Raw genomic sequence first — 23,523 nt, 5'->3', positions numbered from 1 at the left:
GCCCGGCGGCATCTGCCATCCACCGCAGGGACCAGCTCTGGCCGCTCGGCACGTACGACCTTCGTCGTACACGTCGCACCCCCTGTCCCGGCTGTCCCAGGGCTCGTACCGTGCGGCCCATGACCACCCTGGACGACGTCGCGACGGCCTGCCTCGCGCTGCCGGAGACCAGCGAGGTCGTCTCGCGCGGCGCCCGGCAGTGGCGGGTGAAGGACAAGCTGTTCGTCTGGGAGCGGCCGTTGCGCCGCACCGACCTCGACGAGCTGGGGGACGCCGCGCCGTCCGGGATCGTGCTCGGTGCCCGGGTGCCGGACGAGGGCGCCAAGGCGGCGCTGATCGCCGACGAGCCGGAGGTCTACTTCACGACGCACCACTTCGACGGTTATCCGGCCGTCCTGTGCCGGCTGGACCGCCTCGATACTCAGGCGCTGACCGAGCTGGCGGTCGAGGCCTGGGCTTGCCGGGCGCCCCGCCGGCTCCTGGCCGAGCATCCCGTCGCACCGCGGTAGCCCCGGCCCATGGAGATCCGGCTGATCACCCCCGAGCGGGTCGGCCGACACGAGGTGGCCGACCTCCCGGACCTGCTGTGCCGTACCGACGGCGTCCTGTGGGTGGACATCCCGGAGGGCGACCCGGACGCCGTCCGCGTGCTGGGCGACGTGTTCGGCTTCCACCCCAAGGCCGTCCAGGACTGCATCGGGCGCTCCCCCGTACCCAAGGTGCATGTCTACGCCGACCACGTGTTCGTCGTCCTGCACGCGCCGGAGGCCGGCGCCGGCGGACACGTCCACTACGTCGAGCTCGACCAGTTCATCGGGAAGCGCTACCTGGTCACGGTGCACGGCCCGGTCAATGTCGCCGTCGACCCGGCCGCGGCCCGGGTCGAGACCGATCTGATCGCCGGACGCGTGGACGGCGGACGACTCAGCCCGCCGTCGGGTTACGAGCTGTCGACAGCGGTCGTGTCGGCGCTGACCGGACGGATGCGCGACCACATCAGCTCGCGCACGACCGAGGTGTGGCGCTACGAGCAGCAGGTGACGGGCGGCGAGTTCGGCGACGCGGAACGGTTCCTCGACGGGATGTTCCGCGTGCGGCACGGCCTCCTGACCGTCCGGACGATGGCCGCCCTGAGCTCGGAGGTCTACGGGCGCATGCACGCCCTCGGTGTGTTCGGCAACGAGGGGCAGTGGCTGTTGGAGAACAACGTGGACCAGTTCTCCCGGCTCGCCACGATGGCGCACAGCCAGGAGGACTATCTCCAGGGCGTGATCGAGTTCTACCAGACGCGCACGAACACGAAGATGACCATCGCGGCCGAACGGCTGGCCGTCATCGCCGCCGTCACCCTGCCGATCACCGCGCTGTCGTCGGTCATGGGCATGAACGTCATCGTCAACTCGCGCACCGACCCGGTCTTCCTGACGGTGCTGGTGGCCGGGATGGTCGTGTCGTCGGTGCTACTGCTGATCTGGGCGAAGCGCCACGGCTGGTGGTGAGCCGGCCGGTGCGGGACGCCCGGTGGTCGGAGCGGCCGGCCGCCGGGCGTCCCGCACCGCCACGGCGAAGGCGGCCAGCGTGAAACCGACGCTGACCAGCAGGGCCGTCGCGTAACCGCGTCCGTACTCGGCTGCCCGCGCCGCCCCGGCGGCGGGGGCGCCGGCGACGGCGGCGTAGAAGACCGCGCTGATCACCGCCGCGCCGATGGCGTTGCCGATCCGCTGCGACGTCTGCAGCATCCCGCCCGCCGTCGAGCCGCCGCGGACGTCGACCTCGGCGAGGGACAGCGCCTGGTTCGGGGTGATCACCGATCCCCCGCCGAGCCCCGCCAGCAGGAGGGCGGGCGCCATCAGCAGCGCGACCGCCGACGGACCGACGACCCCGGCCGCCGAGGCCGCCACCAGCGCGGCGGCTCCGACCCCCGCACCGAACAGCACGAGGGCGGCGACCAGCACCCGCCGGCCGTGGCGGTGCAGGAGGCGACCGGCGATCGGCGCGGAGATCGCGGCGCCGACCGCGTACGCCGACGCGGTCAGGCCCGAGTGCAGCGGGGAGAAGCCCAGCCCGTCCTGCAGGAAGAGCGCGAGCACCAGCGGCGTGCCGGTGTAGGCGCAGAAGAACAGCACCGCGAGGACGACGCCGTCGGTGTAGGACCGGATGCGGAACAGGCCCAGGTCGATCAGCGGGTGACCCCGGCGGACGGCGGGGCCGCGCTCCCAGAAGCCGAAACCCACGAGGACCGCCAGCGCCGGCAGCACCAGGAACGCCAGGCGCAGGTCGTGGCTCGCGTCGAACTCCACCGCGGGGAAGAGCAGGCCGAACACGCCGACGGTCAGCAGGGCGGCGCCGGGCAGGTCGAGCGCCCGGTTGCCGTCCCGCGGAGGCGTCGGCGGGAGCAGCCGGGCGCAGAGCACCAGCGAGAGGATGCCGACCGGCACGTTGACCAGGAAGCACAGCCGCCAGCCCAGCTCGGGGCCGCCCAGGGCGATGATCGCCCCGCCCACCACCGGCCCGGCGGCGGTGGCGATGCCGACCGCTGCGCCGAGCAGGCCGAAGGCCTTGCCGCGCTCGATCCGCGGGAAGAGCTGCTGGACGATGCCCGACACCTGCGGGTTGAGCAGCCCGCCGGCCAGCCCCTGGAGCACCCGGCCGACGATGATGACCCCCGGCGACGGCGCGAGGCCGACCAGCGCGCTGAAGGCGACGAAGCAGGTGATGCCGAGCATGAGCATCGGCTTGCGGCCCCGGTCGTCGCCGAGCCGGCCGCCGATGATCGGCACCATCCCGAACGCGAGCGCGTAGCCGGACACGACCCACTGCAGCTCGGAGGGATCCGCGCCCAGGCTGCGGCGGATCGACGGCAGCGCGACGTTGACGATGCTGACGTCGAGCAGGGTGATGAACAGGGCCGAGACGCAGACGGCGAGGGCGGCCCACCGACGCGGATCGGGTTCGGTCCGGGATCCGCCTGCGCGGCTGCTCACCCGACCGGCAGGATCCGGTCGAGCACGTCGGCCGGCATGAGACCCGCCTTGCCGAACCGCCGGGCCGCCTCCAGGAACTGCGGCGCGCACCTGCCGAGCTCGACCAGCATCTCCCGGGCGGCCTCCTCCCGGCCGGCCAGGCCCGCGACCACGGCCCGCCACATCAGCTGGTCGGGCTCGGTGGTCGGGTCCATCGGCCGCAGCAGCTCGAGCTCGCGGTCGGCGGTGACCGGGTCGCCGTCGATCGCCTGCTGGAACGCGCGGACGACGTCGGTGTACCGGGCGCGGGTGACCAGCAGGTCGGCGAGCGCGGCGACCGGGTCCTGGGAGTCGTCGACGCGGAGGTCGACCACGGTGTCGTGCCAGGGGCGGCCGGTCGTGGTCGCGCGGATGACCAGGATCGCCGCCGATCGTCGTCCCCGGAAGTCGCCCCCGGCCTCCTCCGCGGCCTGCAGCGAGCTGAGCAGCCGCTGCGCGAGCGGCCCCCCGGAGTTCTCGAACCGCTCGACCATCGTCTCCCAGACCAGCGGCGAGGCGGCCATGTTGGCCAGCGCGACGCAGGTGTCGCCGATCAGGTGGCCGGCGGCGTCGACGCAGTGCTCGCCGGTGTAGGCCGCGAGGTCACCGTTCACCCCGAGGACGGCGACCTGCCGGCGCTGCGGCTGGGGATCGACGCTGCTCAGGGCGGTGAGCACCTCCTGCGCGGTGAACCCGCCCTGCAGCAGGTCGAGGCCGACCGAGCCGTACATCGGCTCGGCCATCGACTGGGTGGCGATCACCCCGTGCCCGGGCAGGGCGAACGGCACGCTGCTGCCGACGGCGAAGGCCTGGGACTGGGTGGCGACGCCCATCTCCCCGGTGTCGGGGTCGCGGGCGACGATCGAGTAGGTCACCGCTGCGCCCTACCCGCGACTCCCCGGGGGGCCAAACCCGGCGATGAGTCCGGCCCGCGGTGGGAGTCCTACCGTCATGACCGATGCCTCGATGACCACCCGCATCTCCGACGTCCGCACCGTCGCTGTACCGGTCAGCGACCAGGAGCGCGCGCTCGCGTTCTACGGCGGCGTGCTCGGCTTCGAGATCCGGATGGACAGCCCGTTCCCGGGCGGCCGGTGGATCGAGGTGGCCGCGCCCGGTGCCACGACGACGATCGCGCTGGCCGCCGCACAGGACGGGACGGCGACCGGCGTGGACACCGGGATCCGGTTCACCACCGCGGATGCCACCGCTGACCACGCCGCTCTCACCGGCGCGGGTGTCGACGTGGACACCGAGGTGCTGCGCTTCCCCGGGGTGCCGCCGATGTTCTCCTTCCGCGACCCGGACGGGAACAGGCTCTACGTGGTCGAGCAGCCCTGACCGCCACCAGGCGATGTGCGCTGCGGGCGCATTCCAGCTGAGAAATGCGCCCTGGCTGCACATCGCTGCCGCCTCAGGTGACTCCGAGCTCGGCGAGGTAGCGGGCCTTGTCGACGTCGGGCAGGAAGCTGGCCCGGAAACTGTTCTCGGCGAGCTGCCGGCGCTGGCCCGCGGACAGGCCGAGGGCGCGGGTCACGGCCGCCACGTTGTCGTGCAGGTAGCCGCCGAAGTAGGCCGGGTCGTCCGAGTTGACCGTCGCGGCGAGGCCCGCGTCCAGCATGCGCACCAGCGGGTGCTGCTCGAGCCGGTCGATGCATCGCAGGGCCACGTTGGACAGCGGGCAGACGGTCAATGGCACCTGCTCCTCGCGCAGCCGGGCGACGAGCGACGGGTCCTCGAGGCTGCGGTTGCCGTGGTCGATGCGTTCCACGCCCAGCCGGTCGAGGGCCGACCAGACGTACGGGGGTGGCCCCTCCTCCCCCGCGTGCGCGACGCGGTGCAGCCCCTGGTCGGCGGCCAGCGCGAACGCCCGCTCGAACAGCTCCGGCGGAAAGCCGACCTCGGCGCTGTCGAGGCCGACGCCGATGACGAGGTCCGGGTACGGCGCCAGCCGGGGCACCAGCGCCTCCGCCTCGGCGGGGTCGCGGTCGCGCAGGAAGCAGGCGATCAGCCGGGCCGATATCCCGTGCCGGGACGGGGCCTTCCGGAACGCCTCCCCGAGCCCCTCCATCACGACCTCGAGCGGCACCCCACGGCTGGTGTGCGCCTGCGGGTCGACGAACACCTCCGCGTACCGGACGCCCTGCGCCGCCGCCCGCGCCAGATAGGCGTCGGCGAGGTCGGCGAAGTCCTCCGGGCGCTGCAGCACCTCGGTCAGCTCGTAGTAGAGATGCAGGAACGACTGCAGGTCGGCGAAGGCGTAGGCCCGGCGCAGCTCACCCAGGTCGGCGTGCCGCAGGCGGGTGCCGTTGCGCTCGGCGAGGGAGAACGCCAGCTCCGGCTCGAGCGTGCCCTCGATGTGCACGTGCAGCTCGGCGGTCGGCAGCACGGGGACGTCGTCGCTCACGCGGGAGAACGTTATCCGCCGCGACTACCTGTGGCTGAAGCCCGGGGGCGGCGGACCGCCGGGGAAGAAGTCCCCGTGCTCGTCCTGCCACGGCGCCGCGGCGGGGAGGATCAGCGCGGCGGCCAGCGCCCCGGCGACGACCGCCGCCACGAGGACGGCGATCCGCGGACCGCGCCCCCGCAGCCGTCCGCCGTCCCGGCGCCCTCGTTCGGTGGCGAGCACGACCGCCGGCACGAACCGTCCCAGCAGGTGCAGCCCCGCGGCGACCGCGAACACGACGAACGATGCCTGGTGCAGCGACACGAGATCGATCCGCTGACCGAGCAGCGGGAGCAGCGTCCGACGTCCGATGGCCGGCCCGACGGCGATCAGCCAGAGGCCCGAGGCGAGCACGGCGACGGTGCCCAGGACGACGAACGGCCCGAGGATGCGCAGCAGCATCGGCGGCGGCCCGGCCTGCCGGTACGGGCGGCTGCGGCCGTAGTAGCGGAGGAACCGCCATCCGGCGCTCGCGATCTTCAGCGCCGCGACGGCGGACAACAGGACCCCGACGACGACGTGCCAGCTGAGCAGTCCGCGGACGTCGATCAGCGTCACGAGCTCGACGACCGCCAGGGCGAGCAGCAGCAGCCCCGTCCAGGCGGTGAGCTGGGCGTTGCCTGCCGGCCCCGCGGTCCGGCCGAGGGCGGGGTCGGGCCGGTGCCGCCGTCCGACCGCCTCCTCCAGCACCTCGTCGATCGCCCCGACGCCTACCGAACGCAGTTCCACCCGCGCATCGTCGCCGCTGCGGCTGTGCGCGACCTGTGAGCGCTCAGGACTCCATCGCCTCCGCGACGAGGGTCACCGACCGCAGCCGGCCCTCGGGGGTGGGCGCCGGGTGGGCGACGATGAGCTCGTCGGCGTCGGCGGACTTCGCGAAGCCGTCGAGGTACTCGCCGACCTCGGCCGGGGTGCCGACGGCGGCGTAGGTCAGCATCTGGTCGACGTGCTGCGCGGCGCCCTGCGCGAGCAGCTGGTCGGCCTGCTCGTCGGTGAGCGCCTGGCCGCGGCCGAACAGCGCGATCGCGCGGAACCGCCGCGACTGCTGCAGCTGCTCCTGCGCCTGCTCCGCGGTGTCGGCCGCCAGGGCGTTGACGCCGGCGATGACGTAGGGCCGGTCGAGCTGCTCGGAGGGGCGGAACTCGCGCCGGTAGGCGGCGACCGCCGGCTCGAGCATCTGCGGCGCGAAGTGGGACGCGAAGGCGTACGGCAGCCCCAGCGCGGCGGCCAGCGTCGCGCCGAACATCGACGAGCCCAGGACGTACAGCGGCACGCGGCTGCCCTTGCCCGGGATCGCGTCGACGCCGGGCACCCGCGTCTGGCCGGCGAGGTAGGCCTGCAACTCCAGCACGTCCTGCGGGAACTTGTCCGCCGACATCGGATCGCGGCGCAACGCGTACATCGTGTTCTGATCGCTGCCCGGGGCCCGGCCCAGCCCCAGGTCGATCCGGCCCGGGTACATGGCGTCGAGCGTGCCGAACTGCTCGGCGATGGTGAGCGGGGCGTGGTTGGGCAGCATCACGCCGCCGGCGCCGAGCCGGATGGTGCTCGTGTGCGCGCCCACGTGCGCGATCAGGACGCTGGTCGCCGACGACGCGATCGACGGCATGTTGTGGTGCTCGGCGTACCAGACCCGCACATAGCCGGCTTCCTCCGCGCGCTGCGCGAGGGCGACGCTCGCGGCGATGCTGCTGCCGGCGGTCTCACCGCGGCTGATCGGCGCGAGGTCGAGGATGGACAGCGGGATACGCATGGAATTCGTGCCTTCCGAGTTGGTTGCCCGGTGCAACGCGGTCCGTCCCGACGGGCTTCCCGATCCGACAGCGCGCCGTGCGGATACATCTGTCTTCGCGCCCCGCCCTGGGTGTACAACGTCCGCGTCATACGGACCCGAGCGGTCCGTCAGGGGGCTCTCGGAGGAACGATCGTGAAGCAGACCTACCGCGTCCTGTCCGGCCTGATCGCGCTGGGCGTCGTCGTCCAGGCGATGGCGATCGCGCTGGGAGGCTTCGGCGTCCTGCACGACGTCGACAACGGCCTCGTCGTCGACAAGAACTTCCAACCGAACTTCGGCCAGGTCCTGCACGGGATCGACGGCATGTACGTCATCCCCGTCCTCGGCCTCGCACTCCTGATCGTGTCGTTCTTCGCGGCGAAGTCCGTCCCCGGAGCGCCCAAGTGGGCCGCGATCGTGTTCGGCCTGATCGTGCTGCAGGTGGTCCTCGCCTTCGTGTCGTTCAGCGCGCCGGTCGTCGGGGCCCTGCACGGCATCAACGCCTTCGCCGTCCTCGGCACCGCCGTTCGGGCATCCATGCTCGCGCGCGGGTCGGCCGTCGCCCGGAGCAGCTCGACCGGCGCGTTCGACGTCCCGCGGCAGACGACCGGTTCGTCGGCCCCCGAGGCGTCGCGTCCTGTCAACTGACGTCCTCCGCCGCCGGTGGCGGGTACTCGTCCCTGCGGCCGTCGCGGTACTCCTGCTCGGCGGCCTCGGCTGGTACTGGTCCACGAGCCTGGTGCCCTCGACCTACTCGGTCATGGACATGGGGCACGTCGACTACGGCGGGGGCCCCGAGCACGAGCACGGCGGCGGGATCAGCGTCGCCGACCTGACCGGACCGGCCGACGGGAAGCCGGACGTCGCCGTCGCGCTGGCCGCCCGCAGGCAGTCGTTCGCGCTCGCCAGCGGCGAACGGGTCGAGGGCTACACCCTCAACGGGACCTCGCCCGGCCCGCTGATCGAGGCGCACCAGGGCGACCTGGTCCAGGTCACGCTGACCAACGTCGACGTGCCGGACGGCATCACGCTGCACTGGCACGGCGTCGACGTCCCCAATGCCGAGGACGGCGTCGCGGGCGTCACGCAGGACGCCGTCGGCCCCGGTGAGAAGTACCTCTACCGGTTCCGCACCGAGGACGCCGGCACCTTCTGGTACCACTCCCACCAGGTCTCCCACGAACAGGTGCGCGACGGCCTCTTCGGCACGCTGGTCGTCCTGCCGCCGGACCCCCGGGGCGCGCAGGACGTCGTCGCCCCCGTACACACCTACAGCGGGCGGCGGACCCTCGCCGGCCGCACGGGGGTCACCTCGGTGGCCGCACCGGCCGACTCCGCCGTCCGCGTGCGCCTGATCAACACCGACAACGGGCCGCTGCCGGCCTGGGTCAGCGGGAGCCCGTACCGCGTCGTCGCCGTCGACGGCCGGGACGTCAACCAGCCGTCCGAGGTCACCGGCGAGGGGGTCCTCGTCACGGCGGGCGGACGCGTCGACCTGCTGGTGACCGCCCCTGCCCGGATCGACGTCGGGGGCGGGACGGCGCTGGTGGTGGGACCCCGCGGCACGCACGTCGACCCGGCCCCGGAGCCCGGCCGGAGCGTGGACCTGCTCAGCTACGGCAGCCCGGCGCCGCTCCCGTTCGACCCGGACCAGGCCGACCGGCACTTCGACTACCGGATCGGACGCCGGATCGGCCTCGTCGACGGCAAGCCAGGCTTCTGGTGGACGATCAACGGCAAGCTCTTCCCGGACGTGCCGATGTTCCACGTCGCCGAGGACGACGTCGTCCGCATGACCATCAGCAACGACAGCGGCAACGTGCACCCGATGCACCTGCACGGGCACCACGCCGTCGTGCTGTCCCGCAACGGCGTCCGGTCGACGGGCAGCCCCTGGTGGGTGGACTCGCTCAACGTCGCCGACGGCGACACCTACGAGATCGCCTTCGTCGCCGACAACCCCGGCATCTGGATGGACCACTGCCACAACCTCGACCACGCCCGCGACGGTCTGGTGGCGCACCTGGCCTACGCCGGGGTGACCGAGCCGTACCGGGTGGGCGGATCGGATGCGAACCAGCCGGAGTGAGACGTGGGCTTCAGGACCGGCGCACCGGCGCCGATGAGCAGGACGTGACCAACGGATCGGTGCGGCACGAGCGCCGCGGCGAGGCCCGGCTGCCCGCCGTCGTCGCCGTCCTCGCCGCCATCGCGCTGTACGCGCTGCTGCCCGCGACGCTGCTGGTGCTGCCCCGGCTGCTGATCCCGCTGCTCGGCCTGCTGCTCCTCGTCGCGCTGACGGTGGTCAACCCGCGGCGGCTCACCCGCCAGACCCGCCTGTCGCGGGTCGCCAGCCTGGCCCTGGTCGCGCTCATCGGGCTGGCGAACACCGCGTCGCTGGTCATGCTGCTGCGCGCCCTGCTGGAGAGCCACGTGCAGGACGGGCGGGCGCTGCTCGTGGCCGCACTGCAGGTGTGGCTGACCAACGTGATCGTGTTCGGCCTGGCGTACTGGGAGCTCGACCGCGGAGGTCCGGTGACCCGCACGCAGAAGCCGCGGGACCAGATCCCGCCCGCCGATTTCCGGTTCTCGCAGGACGAGAACCACGACACCATCTCCGAGGTTGCCGTCGGGTCGAGCAAGAACTCCGGCTGGGTGCCCGCCCTGCACGACTACCTGTACGTCTCGCTCACCAACTCCACCGCGTTCAGCCCGACCGACACGATGCCGCTGACCGGCCGCGCCAAGCTGCTGATGGGCGTGGAGGCGACGAGCGCGCTGGTGGTCTCCGTGCTGGTCATCTCCCGCGGAGTCGGGATCCTGCAGTAGTCAGCGGCTCTGCAGCGCGTCCAGGGCGACGGCCATGGCGGCGGCGACGCGGAAGTCCAGCCGCTGGTCGGGAACGGTGACGGCGTACCGGTCGCGCACCGCCCAGATCCGCTCGCTGGTCATCACCGGCTGCCCGGTCGCGGTGTCGACGAAGTCGAAGTGGAAGACGAACGGCACCCAGATGTCGCCGAGGTAGGGAATCCAGTTCCAGATCCGGCGCAGGATCGCGACCAGCTGGCTGCGCTCCTGGCCCACCGCCTGGACACCCGGGCCCGACAGGTTCCAGGTCGACCGCAGGAGGCTCGCGCCGAACGCCTTGCTGAAGTACCCGAGCTGCTGGCCGCCCTCGTCGAACACGTCGTGCTCGGCGTGCACGTCGAGCCGCTGCCGGGCCTTGAAGGAGAACACCCGGCGGGTCTTGGAGTCGTCGGTGAAGAAGTTGATCTCTTCCTTGAGCTTCATCCGCTTCTGCTCGGCGAACGCCATCAGCGCGCCCTCGGTGCCGTCGGGGTTGGCGATCCGGATCTCGTAGCGGTTGACCATGAGCGTGATCCGCTGCTTGACGAAGAACCGGGGCACGTACATGACGGCCGGCGCTCCGGACGGCTGCTGCGGTACGGGAGGCACGGTCACGTGGGTTGCTCCGGACTTGATCGGGGATGCGGACGCCCATCCTGGCGCATGGGTGCGGTTATCCGGGCAACGCCCGGCGGTCCGGTGCGTCCACCGGCCCGCCGGGCGGGGCTCAGGCGGTCAGAAGTCGTCGTCGTCGAAGGACACCGACCCGCCCACACCGAGCTGGTACGCCGACACCCGCCGCTCGAAGAAGTTCGACAGCTCCTGCACGTCCTGCAGTTCCATGAACGCGAAGGGATTCACCGAGCCGTAGCGCGGCGGGATCCCCAGCAGCTCCAACCTCCGGTCGGCGACGTGTTCCAGGTAGGCGCGCATGTCGGCGAGGCTCATGCCCGAGACGCCACCGCCGAGCAGGTCCTCGGCGAACCGGTACTCGCACTCCACCGCCTCGGCCAGCATGTCGCTGACCTGGGTCGCCAGCTCGTCGTCCCAGAGGTCGGGCTCCTCCCGGCGGACGGTGTCGACGACGTCGAACGCGAAGGCCATGTGCATCGACTCGTCACGGAACACCCAGTTGGTGCCGCTGGCGAGGCCGTTGAGCAGGCCACGCGACCGCAGGAAGTACACGTAGGCGAAGGCGCCGTAGAAGAACAGCCCCTCGATGCAGGCCGCGAAGCAGATCAGGTTGAGCAAGAACGTCCGCCGGTCCTCGCGCGTGCGCAGCTGGTCCAGGTCGCCGAGGGAGTCGATCCAGCGGAAGCAGAACTCCGCCTTGCGCTTGATGGAGGGAATGGTCTCCACCGCCGCGAACGCCGCGTGCCGCTCGTTCTCGTCGGGCACGTAGGTGTCGAGCAGGGTCAGGTAGAACTGCACGTGCACCGCCTCCTCGAACAGCTGCCGGGAGAGGTAGAGCCGCCCCTCGGGCGAGTTGACGTGCTGGTACAGGTTGAGCACCAGGTTGTTCGCCACGATCGTGTCGCCGGTGGCGAAGAAGGCGACGAGCCGGCTGACCAGATGCCGTTCGGCGGGGCTGAGCCGCTGCAGGTCGGCCAGGTCGGAGTGCAGGTCCACCTCCTCCACGGTCCAGGTGTTCCTGATGGCGTCGCGGAAGCGGTCGTAGAAGTGCGGGTAGCGCATCGGCCGGAGGGTGAGCTCCATCCCGGGGTCGAGCAGCATGGCGTTCTCCTGATCGGTGCGGACGGCGGGGGTCGGGACGGCGGTCACTGGCAGGCCTCGCAGCTCTCCGGGTTCTCCAGCGAGCAGGCGACGGCGGCGTCGTCGGACGGGGCCGAGGCGACCGCGACGGTGGCCTGCTGGATCCGGGTGGCCGGCCGCGAGCGCAGGTAGTACGTGCTCTTCAGGCCGCTGGTCCAGGCGTAGCGGTACATCGAGCTCAACTTCCCGATGGTCGGGCTGGCCAGGAAGAGGTTCAGCGACTGGCTCTGGTCGACGTAGGGGGCTCGCGCGGCGGCCAGGTCGATGAGCGCCTTCTGCGGCAGCTCCCAGGCCGTGCGGAACAGCCGCCGGGTCTCCTCGGGCAGGCCGGCGATGCCCTGCACCGATCCCTCGGCCCGCTTGAGCGCCTGCCGGACGTCGTCGGTCCACCGGCCCAGCCGCTTCAGCTCCCTCACCAGCGCCCCGTTGACCTGCAGGAACTCCCCCGACAGCGTCTCCCGCTTGAACAGGTTCGACACCTGCGGCTCGATGCACTCGTAGCAGCCGGCGATCGACGCGATGGTCGCCGTGGGAGCGATGGCCACCAGCAGCGAGTTGCGCAGCCCGTGCTCTGCGACGGCCGCCCGCACCCGGTCCCAGCGCGCCGTCTGCGTGGGGGTGACGCCCCAGAGGTCGGGCTGCAGCTGCCCGGCGGCCGCCCGCGTCTCCGGGAACGCCGGGTGGGCGCCGTGCTCGGCCGCGAGCCCGGCCGAGACCTCCAGTGCGGTCAGGTAGATCTCCTCGGCGATGCGCGTGGAGAGCTCCCTGGCCTCGGCGCCGTCGAACGGCAGCCCCAGCGCGAAGAAGACGTCCTGCAGCCCCATCAGCCCGAGACCCACCGGCCGCCAGCGCGGATTGCTCGTGGCCGCCTGCTCGCTCGGGTAGAAGTTGATGTCGATGACCCGGTCGAGGAAGTGCACCGCTGTCCGCACCGTCGTCCGCAGCTTCTCCCAGTGCATCCCGTCGGCGGCCAGGTGCGCCGCCAGGTTCACCGAGCCGAGGTTGCAGACCGCCGTCTCGGCGTCACTCGACACCTCGATGATCTCCGTGCACAGGTTGGACAGGTGGACCACGTTGCCGGGCCGGCCCGTCTGGTTGCAGGTGCGGTTGGCGGCGTCCTTGAACGTCATCCAGCCGTTGCCGGTCTGCGCGAGGGTGCGCATCATCCGCCCGTAGAGCTCGCGGGCCGGCAGCTGCCGGACGACCCGGCCGGCGGCCTCGGCGGCCCGGTAGGCGGTGTCGAACTCCTCCCCCCACAGGTCGGGCAGCTCCGGCACCTCGTCGGGGTCGATCAGCGACCACGGCTCGTCGGCCTCGACCCGGCGCATGAACTCGTCGGGGATCCAGTTGGCCAGGTTGAGGTCGTGGGTGCGGCGGGCGTCCTCGCCGGTGTTGTCACGCAGCTCCAGGAACTCCTCGATGTCGGGGTGCCACGGCTCGAGGTAGACGCACGCCGCACCCTTGCGCCGGCCGCCCTGGTTGACCGCCGCTACCGAGGCGTTGAGCGTGCGCAGCCAGGGGACGATGCCGTTCGAGCGTCCGTTGGTGCCCCGGATCAGCGCGCCTCGGGAGCGCACCCGCGACCACGAGATGCCGATGCCTCCGGCGAACTTCGACAGCGCGGCCACCTGGGCGTACCGCTCGTAGATCGACCCGAGCTCGTCGCGCGGTGAGTCGACGAGGTAGCAGGAGCTCATCTGCGTGTGCCGGGTGCCGGAATTGAACAGCGTCGGCGAGCTGGGCAGGTAGGCCAGCGAGCTCATGAGCCGGTAGAAGCCGATCGCCTCGGCCGGCGTCCGGGACAACCCGCAGGCCACCCGGAGCAGCCAGTACTGCGGCGTCTCCACCACCAGCCGGGTGGTCGGGTGTCGCAGCAGGTACCGGTCGGCGACGGTGCGCAGGCCGAAGTACTCGAACCGCCGGTCGGCGTCCGGGTCGACGGCGTCGTCGAGCTTGCGCGCGTGCCGGGCGACGAAGGCCGCCGTCTCGGCGCCGATCAGGCCCTCCGCGTGACCTAGCGCCACGCTCTGGCTGAACGAGGCGATCGCCTGGCCGGCGACCTCCTTGCGCAGGTAATTGGCCAGCAGCCGGGCCGCCAGACGGGAGTACTCCGGCTCCTCACCGGTCATCTCCGCTGCGGTCTGGATCGACAGCCGGTCGAGTTCGGCGCTGGTCGCGCCGTCGTAGAGGCCGCTGATCGTCCGGGTGGCGACGCGCAGCGGGTCGACCCACTCGAGGTCGTCGCACCACCGTTCCACCGCCCGGACGATCTTGTTGACGTCGACCGGCTCCAGGTGGCCGCTGCGCTTGCGCACCTGCATGGCGCTGCGGACGGCGGCCGGCCGGACCGGGCCCGTCGTGGCGGCGCCGGCGCGCGCCCCGTCGAGGGCCAGGGACATGGCGGGCGACGGAGCCGCCGGCTGGTCGGTGAGGGTCATCTGCTCGCTCCTCGTGAGCTGGACTCGGAGAGTCCGGGCGAGGAGGAGCCGCCAGCCCCGGGCAGGCCGGGGCTGTCCGACGGACCCGATCCCCGAGGCCCCGGACGACCGCGCACGGGGTGTGCGCGGTGCGGCTGGCAGGTCTTCGGACTCGCGGGCTCGCCGACCGGACCGGTCGGCTCCTACTGGCCGTCGCTTCCCAGGTGCTCGCACACCCAGTGCTCGTGACGGCGGTCGTTCCCACTCACCGCTGCGGGACAGTCCCGGATTCCCACCGGGTTCCCTCTTGCCCCGGACCGCTCGTGCAAGCGGTCCGGACCAGCTGCACGCCCACCATATGTGGCGGCACAACGTCCATGCGGCCCCTACATGTTGGTCGGCGTGTCGGCTCGGCGATCGACATGCCGCGAATCGCCGTCGCCCCCCTTTCCCCGGCCCGATCTCCGTGATCAGATTCGCTCGGGCCGCCATGTGAGCGGGGTCACCAGCCGGGAGGCACGGATGTCGTTGGGTCAGCACGGGGCGGCGACGAACACGGAAGGCTCCTGCACACCGAGCCACACGGCATCGTGACGGCGACGGCTCCCCGCCGGACCGGGGCGGTCACCCCCGGGCGCGGTGACGGCGGACCCGCCCCGCGGCGCGCGGCGATCGCTGTGCGGACGCTCCGGCAGGACCGCTGGTGGCTCCAGCCGCTGCTGACCGTCCTGGCCCTGGTCGCGTTCATCATCTACTCGACGTTCCGCGCCTTCCAGAACGCGCACTACTTCGCCGAGCCCTACATCTCGCCGTTCTTCTCGCCCTGCCTGACCACGCAGTGCGAGGGCGACACGTTCCCGGAGCTGTTCACCGGGCCCTCGTGGATCTCGCCGGCGCTGTACATCCTGGTCTTCCCGCTGGGCTTCCGGCTGACCTGCTACTACTACCGGAAGGCCTACTACCGGTCGTTCTGGCTGTCCCCGCCGGCGTGCGCGGTGGCCGAGCCGCACGCCCGCTACACCGGCGAGACACGGTTCCCGCTGATCTTCCAGAACGTGCACCGCTACTTCTTCTACGCGGGGCTCGTCTTCAACGTGATCCTCACCTACGACGCGGTGCTCTCCTTCCGCGACGGGACCGGCGCCTGGGGGCACATGGGGCTGGGGACGCTGGTCCTCCTCGTGAACGCCGGACTGCTGTGGATGTACTCGCTGTCCTGCCACTCCTGCCGGCACATCGTCGGCGGCCGGCTCAACCACTTCTCCCGGCACCCGCTGCGCTACCGGTTCTGGACCCTCGTCTCGCGGTGGAACACCAACCACATGAAGTTCGCCTGGGCGTCCCTGTTCAGCGTCGCGTTCGCCGACTTCTACGTGTTCATGGTGGCCACCGACACGATCTCCGACCTTCGCTTCTTCTGATGGAGCCCTGCTGATGGAACTCGAGAGGCACGAGTACGACGTCGTCGTCGTCGGGGCGGGAGGTGCGGGCCTCCGGGCCGCCATCGAAGCCCACGAGAACGGCGCCCGGACGGCGGTCGTGTGCAAGTCGCTGCTCGGCAAGGCGCACACGGTCATGGCGGAGGGTGGGATCGCGGCCGCGATGGCCAACCTCTGGCCGGAGGACAACTGGCGGGTGCACTTCCGCGACACCATGCGCGGCGGGAAGATGCTCAACCACTGGCGGATGGCGCAGCTGCACGCGCAGGAGGCCCCGGACCGGGTGCGCGAGCTGGAGGACTGGGGCGCGCTGTTCGACCGGACGCCGGAGGGGCTCATCAGCCAGCGTGACTTCGGCGGCCACCGCTACGCCCGCCTCGCCCACGTCGGGGACCGCACGGGCCTGGAGCTGATCCGCACGCTGCAGCAGCGCACCGTCGCGCTCGGCATCGACGTCTACATGGAGTGCACGGTCACCCGGCTGCTCACCGACGCCGACGGGATCACCGGGGCCTTCGGCTACTGGCGGGAGTCGGGGCGGTTCGTCGCCTGGCAGGCGCCGTCCGTCGTCCTCGCGACCGGCGGGATCGGCAAGTCCTTCAAGGTGACGTCGAACTCGTGGGAGTACACCGGGGACGGGCACTCCCTCGCGCTGCAGGCCGGCGCGTCGCTGGTGAACATGGAGTTCGTCCAGTTCCACCCGACCGGCATGGTCTGGCCGCCGTCGGTACGCGGGATCCTGGTCACCGAGAGCGTCCGCGGTGACGGCGGCATCCTGAAGAACTCCGCGGGCAACCGGTTCATGTTCGACTACATCCCCGACTTCTTCCGCAAGGAGACGGCGGAGAGCGAGGACGAGGCCGACCGCTGGTACGAGGACAAGAAGAACAACCGCCGTCCCCCCGAGCTGCTCCCCCGCGACGAGGTCGCCCGCGCGATCAACAGCGAGGTCAAGGCCGGCCGCGGCACGCCGCACGGCGGGGTCTTCCTCGACATCGCCACGCGCCGCTCGCCGGAGTACATCCGCAAGCGGCTGCCCTCGATGTACCACCAGTTCAAGGAGCTGGCCGAGGTCGACATCACGACCGAGGCGATGGAGGTCGGCCCCACCTGCCATTACGTGATGGGCGGCGTGGAGGTGGATCCCGACACCGAGGCGGCGCGCGTTCCAGGGCTGTTCGCGGCCGGCGAGGTCGCGGGCGGCATGCACGGGTCCAACCGGCTGGGCGGCAACTCGCTGTCCGACCTCCTGGTCTTCGGACGGCGGGCCGGTGCGGCCGCCGCCGAGCATGCGGCGTCCCGCCCGTCGCGGGCGCCACTGCCGGACGAGGAGCTCGCCGACGCCGGCCGCGCGGCGCTGGCCCCCTTCGAGCGGGAGGGCGGCGAGAACCCGTACACCGTGCAGCACGACCTCCAGCAGACGATGCACGACCTGGTCGGGATCATCCGGACCGCGCCGGAGATGGAGCAGGCGCTCGAGCGGATCGAGGCGCTGAAGGTTCGGGTCGCCAACCTCTCGGTCGAGGGACACCGGCAGTACAACCCCGGCTGGCACCTCGCGCTCGACCTGCCGAACATGCTGCTGGTGAGCGAGTGCGTCGCCCGTGCGGCGCTGGAACGGCAGGAGAGCCGGGGCGGCCACACCCGCGACGACTTCCCGGCCGCCGATCCCGAGTGGGCCAAGCTCAACCTGATCTGCACCCCTGCCCCCGACGGGGGCGTCCAGGTCACGCGACAACCGCTGCCGCAGATGCCGCCGGAGCTGGCCGAGATCTTCGAGGAGTCGGCATGAGCTACAGCGCGCGGTTCCGGGTCTGGCGGGGTGACGCCACGGGCGGCGACCTGCAGGACTTCACCGTCGAGGTGAACGAGGGCGAGGTCGTCCTCGACATCATCCACCGACTGCAGGCCACCCAGGCCGGCGATCTCGCCGTCCGGTGGAACTGCAAAGCCGGCAAGTGCGGGTCGTGCAGCGCCGAGATCAACGGCCGGCCACGGCTGATGTGCATGACCCGGATGAGCACCTTCGGCGAGGACGACATCGTCACGGTGACACCACTGCGGGCGTTCCCGGTCATGCGCGACCTGGTCACCGACGTGTCGTTCAACTACGACAAGGCGGCGCAGATCCCGCCGTTCACGCCCCGTCCGCGGGACGCCGACGGCAACCACCGGATGCAGCAGATCGACGTGGAGCGATCGCAGGAGTTCCGCAAGTGCATCGAGTGCTACCTCTGCCAGGACACCTGCCACGTGATCCGCGACCACGAGGAGAACAAGGCGGCGTTCGCCGGTCCCCGGTTCCTCATCCGGCTGGCGGAGCTGGACATGCACCCCCTGGACGTGGTCGACCGCAGGCACGCGGCGCAGGACGACTTCGGGCTCGGCTACTGCAACATCACCAAGTGCTGCACCGAGGTCTGCCCGGAGGGCATCCACATCACCGACAACGGGATCATCCCGCTGAAGGAGCGGGTGGTGGACCGCAAGTTCGACCCGATCACGTTCCTGGGGTCGAAGATCAGGCGCCGGCCGAAGGACTGAGCTCCCTCGGCTTCCAGGGAACGCGAAAGAGGGGGGAGGCCCGAAGGCCTCCCCCCTCGTCCAGGGAGGTGCTCGTAGTACTGAGCGCCTCAGCTACTCAGCCGACCGAGGTCAGCGCAGCAGCTGCAGGACACCCTGCGAGGCCTGGTTGGCCTGCGCGAGCATCGCGGTGCCGGCCTGGGTGAGGATCTGGTTGCGGGTGAACCCGACCATCTCCTGCGCCATGTCGGCGTCGCGGATGCGGCTCTCGGACGCGGTCAGGTTCTCGACCGTGACGTTGAGGTTGTTGATGGTGTGGTCGAACCGGTTCTGGATGGCACCCAGGTCGGCCCGCGTGTTGGACACCGTCTTGATCGCGGCGTCGATGGCCGTGACAGCCGCCGAAGCACCGTCGATGCTGAGCGTCGCGGCGTTGTCGCCCGCGGCGGTGCCGCTGAAGCCGGTAGCACCCAGGGCGGTCTCCACGGCCGAGGCGTCGGCGTACGTCGCCTTGTTGGAGGAGAACGTCAGGTTCAGCGTCGTGTTCGTGGTGCCGTCCCACGCGCTGCTGGCGCTCCACTCGGTGCCCGACAGGGCCGTGGTCAGCTGGCCGTCGACGAGCGCCTTGTTCTTCGCGGCGTCATCGACGGTGCCACCGGTGGACCACTTGGACAGGTCCAGGGTCTTCCCGGCCACCACCGCGGTGGGCGCGGAGGTCGCCACCAGGTCGAGCTGCAGCCCGTCCACCTTCGAACCGGTGCCGCTGGCGGCCTTGGACACGTCGACCGACGCGAGCCCGAGCCCGTTGGCACTCATGTCAGCGCCGACCTTGACGCCGATGGTCTCGCCGACGTTCGCCCCGACCTGGAACTTCTTGTCGAAGAGGCCGTCCAGCAGCTTGGTGCCGTTGAACGTGGTGGTGTCGGCGATCCGGGTCAGCTCGCTCTTGAGCTGGCTGATCTCGGACTGGATGTTGCCCTTGGCGTCGTCGTTGATGCCGCCGGCGTTGGCCGCCTGCACCGACAGGTCGCGCATGCGCTGAAGAATGCTGTGCGTCTCGGTGAGCGCACCTTCAGCGGTCTGCACGACCGAGATGCCGTCCTGGGTGTTGCGGACGGCGACCTTCAGGCCACCGATCTGAGAGCGCAGGCCCTCGGAGATGGCCAGCCCGGCCGCGTCGTCGGCGGCACGGTTGATGCGGAAACCCGAGGAGAGCTTCTCGAGCGACTTGCTCATCTGGCCGTCGGTGACGGACAGGTTGCGGTACGCGTTGAGCGCCGCGATGTTGTTGTTGACGCGCAGACCCACGATGTTCCTCCTTGGAAGGGACCTTGCTCCTCCGCTACGTCCGTGCAGCGAAGGCCTTGCTTGGTGCTGGTGGTGTCTACGGCGGGAGCCCTGTGAAACTTGAGGCGAAACCCTGAAACAGTTGTGACTGATGGGGTGAAAGTTGTCGACCACGGTCACGATCGCCGTGCGCAGTGCCGATGCAGCTGGAGCCGGTTCTCTCGCCCGAGACGCAAAACGCGAGGTCAGCGGCGTTTCCGGCTACCCAGGCGAGGGCGACCCCCGTGCGAGCGAGGTCTCCGCAATGCTGTCGCGACAGCCGGCGGACGGACGTCGACGCCGACCGTCAGGAGCGTCGGAGCCGCCGGGCGAGGTAGGGCGCGGTGGCGCTGCCCGTGGCCGCGGCGACCTCGGCCGGAGGCCCGGTGGCGACCACGCGACCGCCCGCGTCACCGCCGCCGGGGCCCAGGTCGATGACCCAGTCGGCGGAGGCGACCGTGTCGAGGTCGTGCTCGACCAGGACGACCGTGTTGCCGGCGTCGACGAGCTGGTGCAGCTGTCGCAGCAGCAGCGTGATGTCGGCGGGGTGCAGCCCGGCCGTCGGCTCGTCGAGCAGGTACAGCGCGTGGCCACGGCGGGCTCGCTGCAATTCGGTGGCGAGCTTGATGCGCTGGGCCTCACCACCGCTGAGCTCGGTCGCGGGCTGGCCCAAGCGCAGATATCCCAGTCCGACGTCCCGGAGGGTCTCCAGGCTCCGTGAGGCAGCCGGCACGTCGGCGAGGAACGTCGCGGCGTCGTCGACGGACATCGCCAGTACGTCGGCGATGTTCGTGCCGCGGTAGGTCACCTCGAGGGTCTCGGCGTTGTAGCGCGCGCCGTGGCAGGTCGGGCACGGCGCGTAGGTGCCGGGGAGGAACAGCAGTTCGACCGCGACGAACCCCTCCCCCTGGCAGGTCTCGCACCGGCCCTCCGGGACGTTGAAGGAGAACCGGCTGGCTGTGTAGCCGCGCGCGTGCGCCTCGTCCGTCGACGCGTAGAGCTTGCGCACGGCATCGAACATGCCGGTGTAGGTCGCCAGGTTGGACCGGGGGGTGCGGCCGATCGGCCGCTGGTCGACCAGGACGAGGCGGTCGAAGGACTCCAGCCCGGACGCATCCTGCACGTCGACCTCGAGCTCCGCGTCGTCCTGGTTCTCGGGCGTCAGGCCCAGGTGGCTGCCTACGACCTCGGCGAGCACCTGTGTGACCAGCGTCGACTTGCCGGAGCCGGAGACCCCGGTGACGGCGGTCAGCACGCAGAGCGGCACGTCGACGGACACGTCCTGCAAGTTGTGGCGGGAGACCCCGCGCAGGTGCAGCCAGCCCCGCGGAGAGCGGGTGCGGTGCTCGAGCGGCTGGACGCGCCCGAAGAGGTACCGACCGGTGGCCGACTCCTCCACGTCCTCGAGTCCGGCGACCGGGCCGCTGTAGAGCACCCGTCCGCCGCCCGTGCCCGCGCCGGGGCCGATGTCGACGACCCAGTCGGCGCGGCGGACGACGTCCAGATCGTGCTCGACGACGAAGAGCGAGTTGCCCGACGCCTTCAGCCGGTCGAGCACGTCCAGCAGGGGCTCCGCGTCGGCCGGGTGCAGGCCCGCCGAGGGCTCGTCGAGGACGTAGACGACCCCGAACAGCCCCGAGCGCAGCTGGGTGGCGATCCTCAGGCGCTGCGCCTCGCCCGGCGAGAGCGTCGTCGACGGCCGCCCGAGGGCGAGGTAGCCCAGCCCGAGGTCGAGCAGCACCTCGACCCGGGCGACCAGGTCGGCGCAGATCCGCACCGCGACCTCGGTCGACTCTCCGGACGCGGCGCTCGACGTGGCGGCATCCGCGTCGGGCAGGTTCGCCACGGGACGCAGCAACGCCACGAGCTCGGCCAGCGGCATGGCGTTGACTTCCGCGATCGAACGGCCGGCGAAGGTCACCGCCAGCGCCTCCGGGCGGAGCCGGCTGCCGTGGCACACGGGGCAGGGCATGCTCCGGACGAACCGCATCGCCCGGTCACGCATCCGGGCGCTCGTGGAGTCGGCGAGCACGTGCATGACGTGCTTGCGCGCACTCCAGAACTTCCCGTGGTAGCCGTGGTCGATGCGGCCGGGCTCGGGCGCGATCAGCACCGATGGCTGCTCATCGGTGAACAGCAGCCAGTCCCTGTCCTTCTTGCTGAGCTCGCGCCAGGGCATGTCGACGTCGATGCCCAGGCCGTTCACGATGCTGCGCAGGTTGGCGCCCTGCCAGGCCCCCGGCCACGCCGCGATCGCACCCTCGCGGATGCTCAGCGACGGATCCGGCACCAGCAGGTCCTCGGTGACGTCGTGCACCAGCCCCAGCCCCTGGCAGCGCGGGCAGGCACCCGCCGCGGTGTTGGGCGAGAACGCCTCCGCGTCCAGCCGCGAGGCGCCCCTCGGATAGGTGCCGGCACGCGAGTAGAGCATCCGCAGCAGGTTGGACAGCGTGGTGAGGGTGCCCACGGTCGACCGCGAGCTGGGCGCCCCACGACGCTGCTGCAGGGCCACCGCCGGTGGCAGCCCGGTGATCTCCTGCACGTGTGGTGCGCCCACCTGCTGCAGCAGCCGGCGGGCGTACGGGGCGACCGACTCGAAGTACCGTCGCTGCGCCTCGGCGTAGAGCGTGCCGAACGCGAGCGAGGACTTCCCCGAACCGGAGACGCCGGTGAAGGCGACCATCGCATCGCGCGGGATGTCGACGTCGACGTCGCGCAGGTTGTGCTCGCTGGCGCCCCGGACCCGCACGAAGTGGTCGGTCGGATCGACAGCCACCTCCGCAGACTACCCAGCCGGCCGGAAGCGGACCTCGCGGTCCATGGCCATTCCCGAGGCCTGGCCCGCCGTCAGACGTTGAAGCGGAACTCCACGACGTCGCCGTCCTGCATGACGTACTCCTTGCCTTCCATGCGCACCCAGCCCTTGGCCTTGGCGTCCGCCATCGAGCCGGCCTCGATCAGCTGGTCGAAGGAGACGATCTCGGCCTTGATGAAGCCGCGCTGGAAGTCGGTGTGGATCACGCCGGCCGCCTGGGGGGCGGTCGCGCCCACCGGGATCGTCCAGGCGCGCGTCTCCTTCGGTCCGGCCGTCAGGTAGGTCTGCAGCCCGAGGGTCGCGAAGCCGACCCGGGCCAGCTGGTCGAGCCCCGGCTCGTCCTGCCCGATGCCGGCCAGCAGCTCGGCGGCCTCGTCGTCGGGCAGCTCGGCGAGCTCGGACTCGATCTTGGCGTCCATGAGGATCGCCTCGGCCGGTGCGACCAGTCCGCGCAGTTCGGCGATCAGCTCCTCGTTCCCCAGCTCCTCCTCGTCGACGTTGAAGACGTAGAGGAACGGCTTGGTGGTCATCAGACCCAGTTCGCGCAGCGGTGCGGGGTCGATGCCGGCGGAGAAGAGCGTCTTCCCCTCGTTGAGGACCTGCTGCGCCTCGACGGCGGCCGCGTGCAGGGCGGCGCGCTCCTTGTCCTTGCGCATCTCCTTCTCCAGCCGCGGGACCGCCTTCTCCAGCGTCTGGAGATCGGCCAGCAGGAGTTCGGTGTTGATCGTCTCGATGTCGTCGGCGGGAGACACCTTCCCGTCGACGTGCACGACGTCGGGGTCGGTGAACACCCGGATCACCTGGCAGATCGCGTCGCTCTCGCGGATGTTGGCCAGGAACTTGTTGCCCAGGCCCGCGCCCTCGCTCGCCCCGCGCACGATGCCGGCGATGTCCACGAACGACACGGTCGCCGGGATGATCTTCTGCGAGCCGAACACCTCGGCGAGCTTCGCCAGCCGCGGGTCGGGCACGCCCACCACGCCGACGTTGGGCTCGATCGTCGCGAACGGGTAGTTCGCCGCGAGGACGTCGTTCTTGGTCAGGGCGTTGAAGAGGGTCGACTTGCCGACGTTGGGCAGGCCGACGATCCCGATGGTGAGGCTCACGCGTTCTCCTCGCTGGCGCTCGTCGTCCGCGATCGCCCAGCTGCTGTGTCTTCTG

20 protein-coding genes and 1 riboswitch are annotated in these 23,523 nt (G+C 71.3%); of the genes, 9 read left to right on the top strand and 11 right to left on the bottom strand.

What is annotated here, in order from left to right:
* Positions 1-119 precede the first annotated feature (119 nt).
* Complete coding sequence (locus tag AC2H4J_RS03360) at positions 120-509, top strand: MmcQ/YjbR family DNA-binding protein (protein WP_487463409.1); 390 nt, start codon at positions 120-122, stop codon at positions 507-509.
* Positions 510-518: 9 nt separating this feature from the next.
* A complete protein-coding gene (locus AC2H4J_RS03355; RefSeq protein ID WP_487463408.1) occupies positions 519-1,499 on the top strand; it encodes a magnesium transporter CorA family protein in 981 nt (326 codons plus the stop codon).
* Here AC2H4J_RS03355 and AC2H4J_RS03350 read toward each other — a convergent pair.
* Together AC2H4J_RS03350 and AC2H4J_RS03345 are read right to left on the bottom strand one after the other, a co-directional pair.
* Positions 1,461-2,984, bottom strand: a complete 1,524-nt coding sequence (locus tag AC2H4J_RS03350) for an MFS transporter (RefSeq protein WP_487463407.1) — start codon at positions 2,982-2,984, stop codon at positions 1,461-1,463. The two genes, AC2H4J_RS03355 and AC2H4J_RS03350, sit on opposite strands and share 39 nt — an antisense overlap.
* Entirely contained in the window at positions 2,981-3,877 is an 897-nt protein-coding gene (locus AC2H4J_RS03345) for a DUF1028 domain-containing protein (protein WP_487463406.1), read from the bottom strand. The genes AC2H4J_RS03350 and AC2H4J_RS03345 overlap by 4 nt, the downstream gene beginning before the upstream one ends.
* 76 nt (positions 3,878-3,953) lie before the next feature.
* Between AC2H4J_RS03345 and AC2H4J_RS03340 the strand changes: the two genes are divergently transcribed.
* Entirely contained in the window at positions 3,954-4,343 is a 390-nt protein-coding gene (locus AC2H4J_RS03340; RefSeq protein ID WP_487463405.1) for a VOC family protein, read from the top strand.
* 73 nt (positions 4,344-4,416) lie between these two features.
* On the opposite strand, the gene AC2H4J_RS03335 is transcribed toward AC2H4J_RS03340, so the two are convergent.
* Genes AC2H4J_RS03335 through AC2H4J_RS03325 form a run of 3 tightly spaced genes read right to left on the bottom strand, consistent with a single transcriptional unit; the run spans position 4,417 to position 7,201 of the window.
* Entirely contained in the window at positions 4,417-5,409 is a 993-nt protein-coding gene (locus AC2H4J_RS03335; protein WP_487463404.1) for an adenosine deaminase, read from the bottom strand.
* A gap of 24 nt (positions 5,410-5,433) precedes the next feature.
* Positions 5,434-6,177, bottom strand: coding sequence for a hypothetical protein (locus tag AC2H4J_RS03330; RefSeq protein WP_487463403.1), 744 nt, complete (start codon positions 6,175-6,177; stop codon positions 5,434-5,436).
* A gap of 43 nt (positions 6,178-6,220) precedes the next feature.
* The gene (locus AC2H4J_RS03325; RefSeq protein WP_487463402.1) at positions 6,221-7,201 is read right to left on the bottom strand and encodes an LLM class flavin-dependent oxidoreductase; all 981 of its coding nucleotides are present in this window, start codon (positions 7,199-7,201) and stop codon (positions 6,221-6,223) included.
* 174 nt (positions 7,202-7,375) lie between these two features.
* Here AC2H4J_RS03325 and AC2H4J_RS03320 point away from each other — a divergent pair, with 174 nt between their 5' ends.
* The 3 genes from AC2H4J_RS03320 to AC2H4J_RS03310 all read left to right on the top strand — a co-directional run bounded on the left by AC2H4J_RS03320 (position 7,376) and on the right by AC2H4J_RS03310 (position 10,051).
* Positions 7,376-7,870: a hypothetical protein gene (locus tag AC2H4J_RS03320; protein WP_487463401.1), complete on the top strand. Its 495-nt coding sequence runs from the start codon at positions 7,376-7,378 to the stop codon at positions 7,868-7,870.
* Between the two features lie 91 nt (positions 7,871-7,961).
* Positions 7,962-9,311, top strand: coding sequence for a multicopper oxidase family protein (locus AC2H4J_RS03315; RefSeq protein ID WP_487463400.1), 1,350 nt, complete (start codon positions 7,962-7,964; stop codon positions 9,309-9,311).
* Positions 9,312-9,355: 44 nt separating this feature from the next.
* Entirely contained in the window at positions 9,356-10,051 is a 696-nt protein-coding gene (locus AC2H4J_RS03310; protein WP_487463399.1) for a hypothetical protein, read from the top strand.
* Here the strand turns inward: AC2H4J_RS03310 and AC2H4J_RS03305 are convergent, their stop codons facing one another.
* From AC2H4J_RS03305 to AC2H4J_RS03295, 3 genes are all read right to left on the bottom strand, one after another.
* Entirely contained in the window at positions 10,052-10,684 is a 633-nt protein-coding gene (locus tag AC2H4J_RS03305; protein WP_487463398.1) for an LURP-one-related family protein, read from the bottom strand.
* A 120-nt stretch (positions 10,685-10,804) separates the two neighbouring features.
* Positions 10,805-11,851 (bottom strand): ribonucleotide-diphosphate reductase subunit beta, encoded by a 1,047-nt coding sequence (locus tag AC2H4J_RS03300; RefSeq protein WP_487463397.1) that lies wholly within the window; start codon positions 11,849-11,851, stop codon positions 10,805-10,807.
* Positions 11,848-14,280 carry a ribonucleoside-diphosphate reductase subunit alpha gene (locus AC2H4J_RS03295; protein ID WP_487463396.1) on the bottom strand — a complete coding sequence of 811 codons (2,433 nt, stop codon included), beginning with the start codon at positions 14,278-14,280 and terminating at the stop codon, positions 11,848-11,850. The genes AC2H4J_RS03300 and AC2H4J_RS03295 overlap by 4 nt, the downstream gene beginning before the upstream one ends.
* A 119-nt stretch (positions 14,281-14,399) precedes the next feature.
* Positions 14,400-14,618: riboswitch (cobalamin riboswitch) on the bottom strand.
* A gap of 318 nt (positions 14,619-14,936) precedes the next feature.
* Here AC2H4J_RS03295 and AC2H4J_RS03290 point away from each other — a divergent pair.
* From AC2H4J_RS03290 to AC2H4J_RS03280, 3 genes are read left to right on the top strand one after another with little or no spacing between them, the layout of a single operon-like run.
* On the top strand, positions 14,937-15,680 hold the full coding sequence (locus tag AC2H4J_RS03290; RefSeq protein WP_487463395.1) for a hypothetical protein: 744 nt from the start codon (positions 14,937-14,939) through the stop codon (positions 15,678-15,680).
* Positions 15,681-15,693: 13 nt separating this feature from the next.
* On the top strand, positions 15,694-17,490 hold the full coding sequence (locus AC2H4J_RS03285; protein ID WP_487463394.1) for a fumarate reductase/succinate dehydrogenase flavoprotein subunit: 1,797 nt from the start codon (positions 15,694-15,696) through the stop codon (positions 17,488-17,490).
* Positions 17,487-18,242 (top strand): succinate dehydrogenase/fumarate reductase iron-sulfur subunit, encoded by a 756-nt coding sequence (locus tag AC2H4J_RS03280; RefSeq protein WP_487463393.1) that lies wholly within the window; start codon positions 17,487-17,489, stop codon positions 18,240-18,242. The genes AC2H4J_RS03285 and AC2H4J_RS03280 overlap by 4 nt, the downstream gene beginning before the upstream one ends.
* A gap of 111 nt (positions 18,243-18,353) precedes the next feature.
* Here AC2H4J_RS03280 and AC2H4J_RS03275 read toward each other — a convergent pair whose 3' ends face one another.
* From AC2H4J_RS03275 to ychF, 3 genes are all read right to left on the bottom strand, one after another.
* A complete protein-coding gene (locus AC2H4J_RS03275) occupies positions 18,354-19,529 on the bottom strand; it encodes a flagellin N-terminal helical domain-containing protein (RefSeq protein ID WP_487463392.1) in 1,176 nt (391 codons plus the stop codon).
* Positions 19,530-19,854: 325 nt separating this feature from the next.
* Positions 19,855-22,323, bottom strand: coding sequence for an excinuclease ABC subunit UvrA (gene uvrA / locus AC2H4J_RS03270; RefSeq protein WP_487463391.1), 2,469 nt, complete (start codon positions 22,321-22,323; stop codon positions 19,855-19,857).
* Positions 22,324-22,394: 71 nt separating this feature from the next.
* Positions 22,395-23,468: a redox-regulated ATPase YchF gene (gene ychF, locus AC2H4J_RS03265; RefSeq protein WP_487463390.1), complete on the bottom strand. Its 1,074-nt coding sequence runs from the start codon at positions 23,466-23,468 to the stop codon at positions 22,395-22,397.
* Positions 23,469-23,523: the final 55 nt, after the last annotated feature.

Source organism: Blastococcus sp. OS1-29 (genome assembly GCF_057628075.1).
The sequence above is the reverse complement of the archived record's forward strand: the minus strand, read 5'-3'. Positions and strand labels throughout refer to the sequence as shown.

Excerpts from the sequence above, each read along its gene's own strand:
- AC2H4J_RS03360 (WP_487463409.1), top strand. The coding sequence starts at position 120 with ATGACCACCCTGGACGACGTCGCGACGGCCTGCCTCGCGCTGCCGGAG.
- AC2H4J_RS03355 (WP_487463408.1), top strand. The coding sequence starts at position 519 with ATGGAGATCCGGCTGATCACCCCCGAGCGGGTCGGCCGACACGAGGTG.
- AC2H4J_RS03340 (WP_487463405.1), top strand. The coding sequence starts at position 3,954 with ATGACCGATGCCTCGATGACCACCCGCATCTCCGACGTCCGCACCGTC.
- AC2H4J_RS03325 (WP_487463402.1), bottom strand. The coding sequence starts at position 7,201 with ATGCGTATCCCGCTGTCCATCCTCGACCTCGCGCCGATCAGCCGCGGT.
- AC2H4J_RS03295 (WP_487463396.1), bottom strand. The coding sequence starts at position 14,280 with ATGACCCTCACCGACCAGCCGGCGGCTCCGTCGCCCGCCATGTCCCTG.
- AC2H4J_RS03285 (WP_487463394.1), top strand. The coding sequence starts at position 15,694 with ATGGAACTCGAGAGGCACGAGTACGACGTCGTCGTCGTCGGGGCGGGA.
- AC2H4J_RS03280 (WP_487463393.1), top strand. The coding sequence starts at position 17,487 with ATGAGCTACAGCGCGCGGTTCCGGGTCTGGCGGGGTGACGCCACGGGC.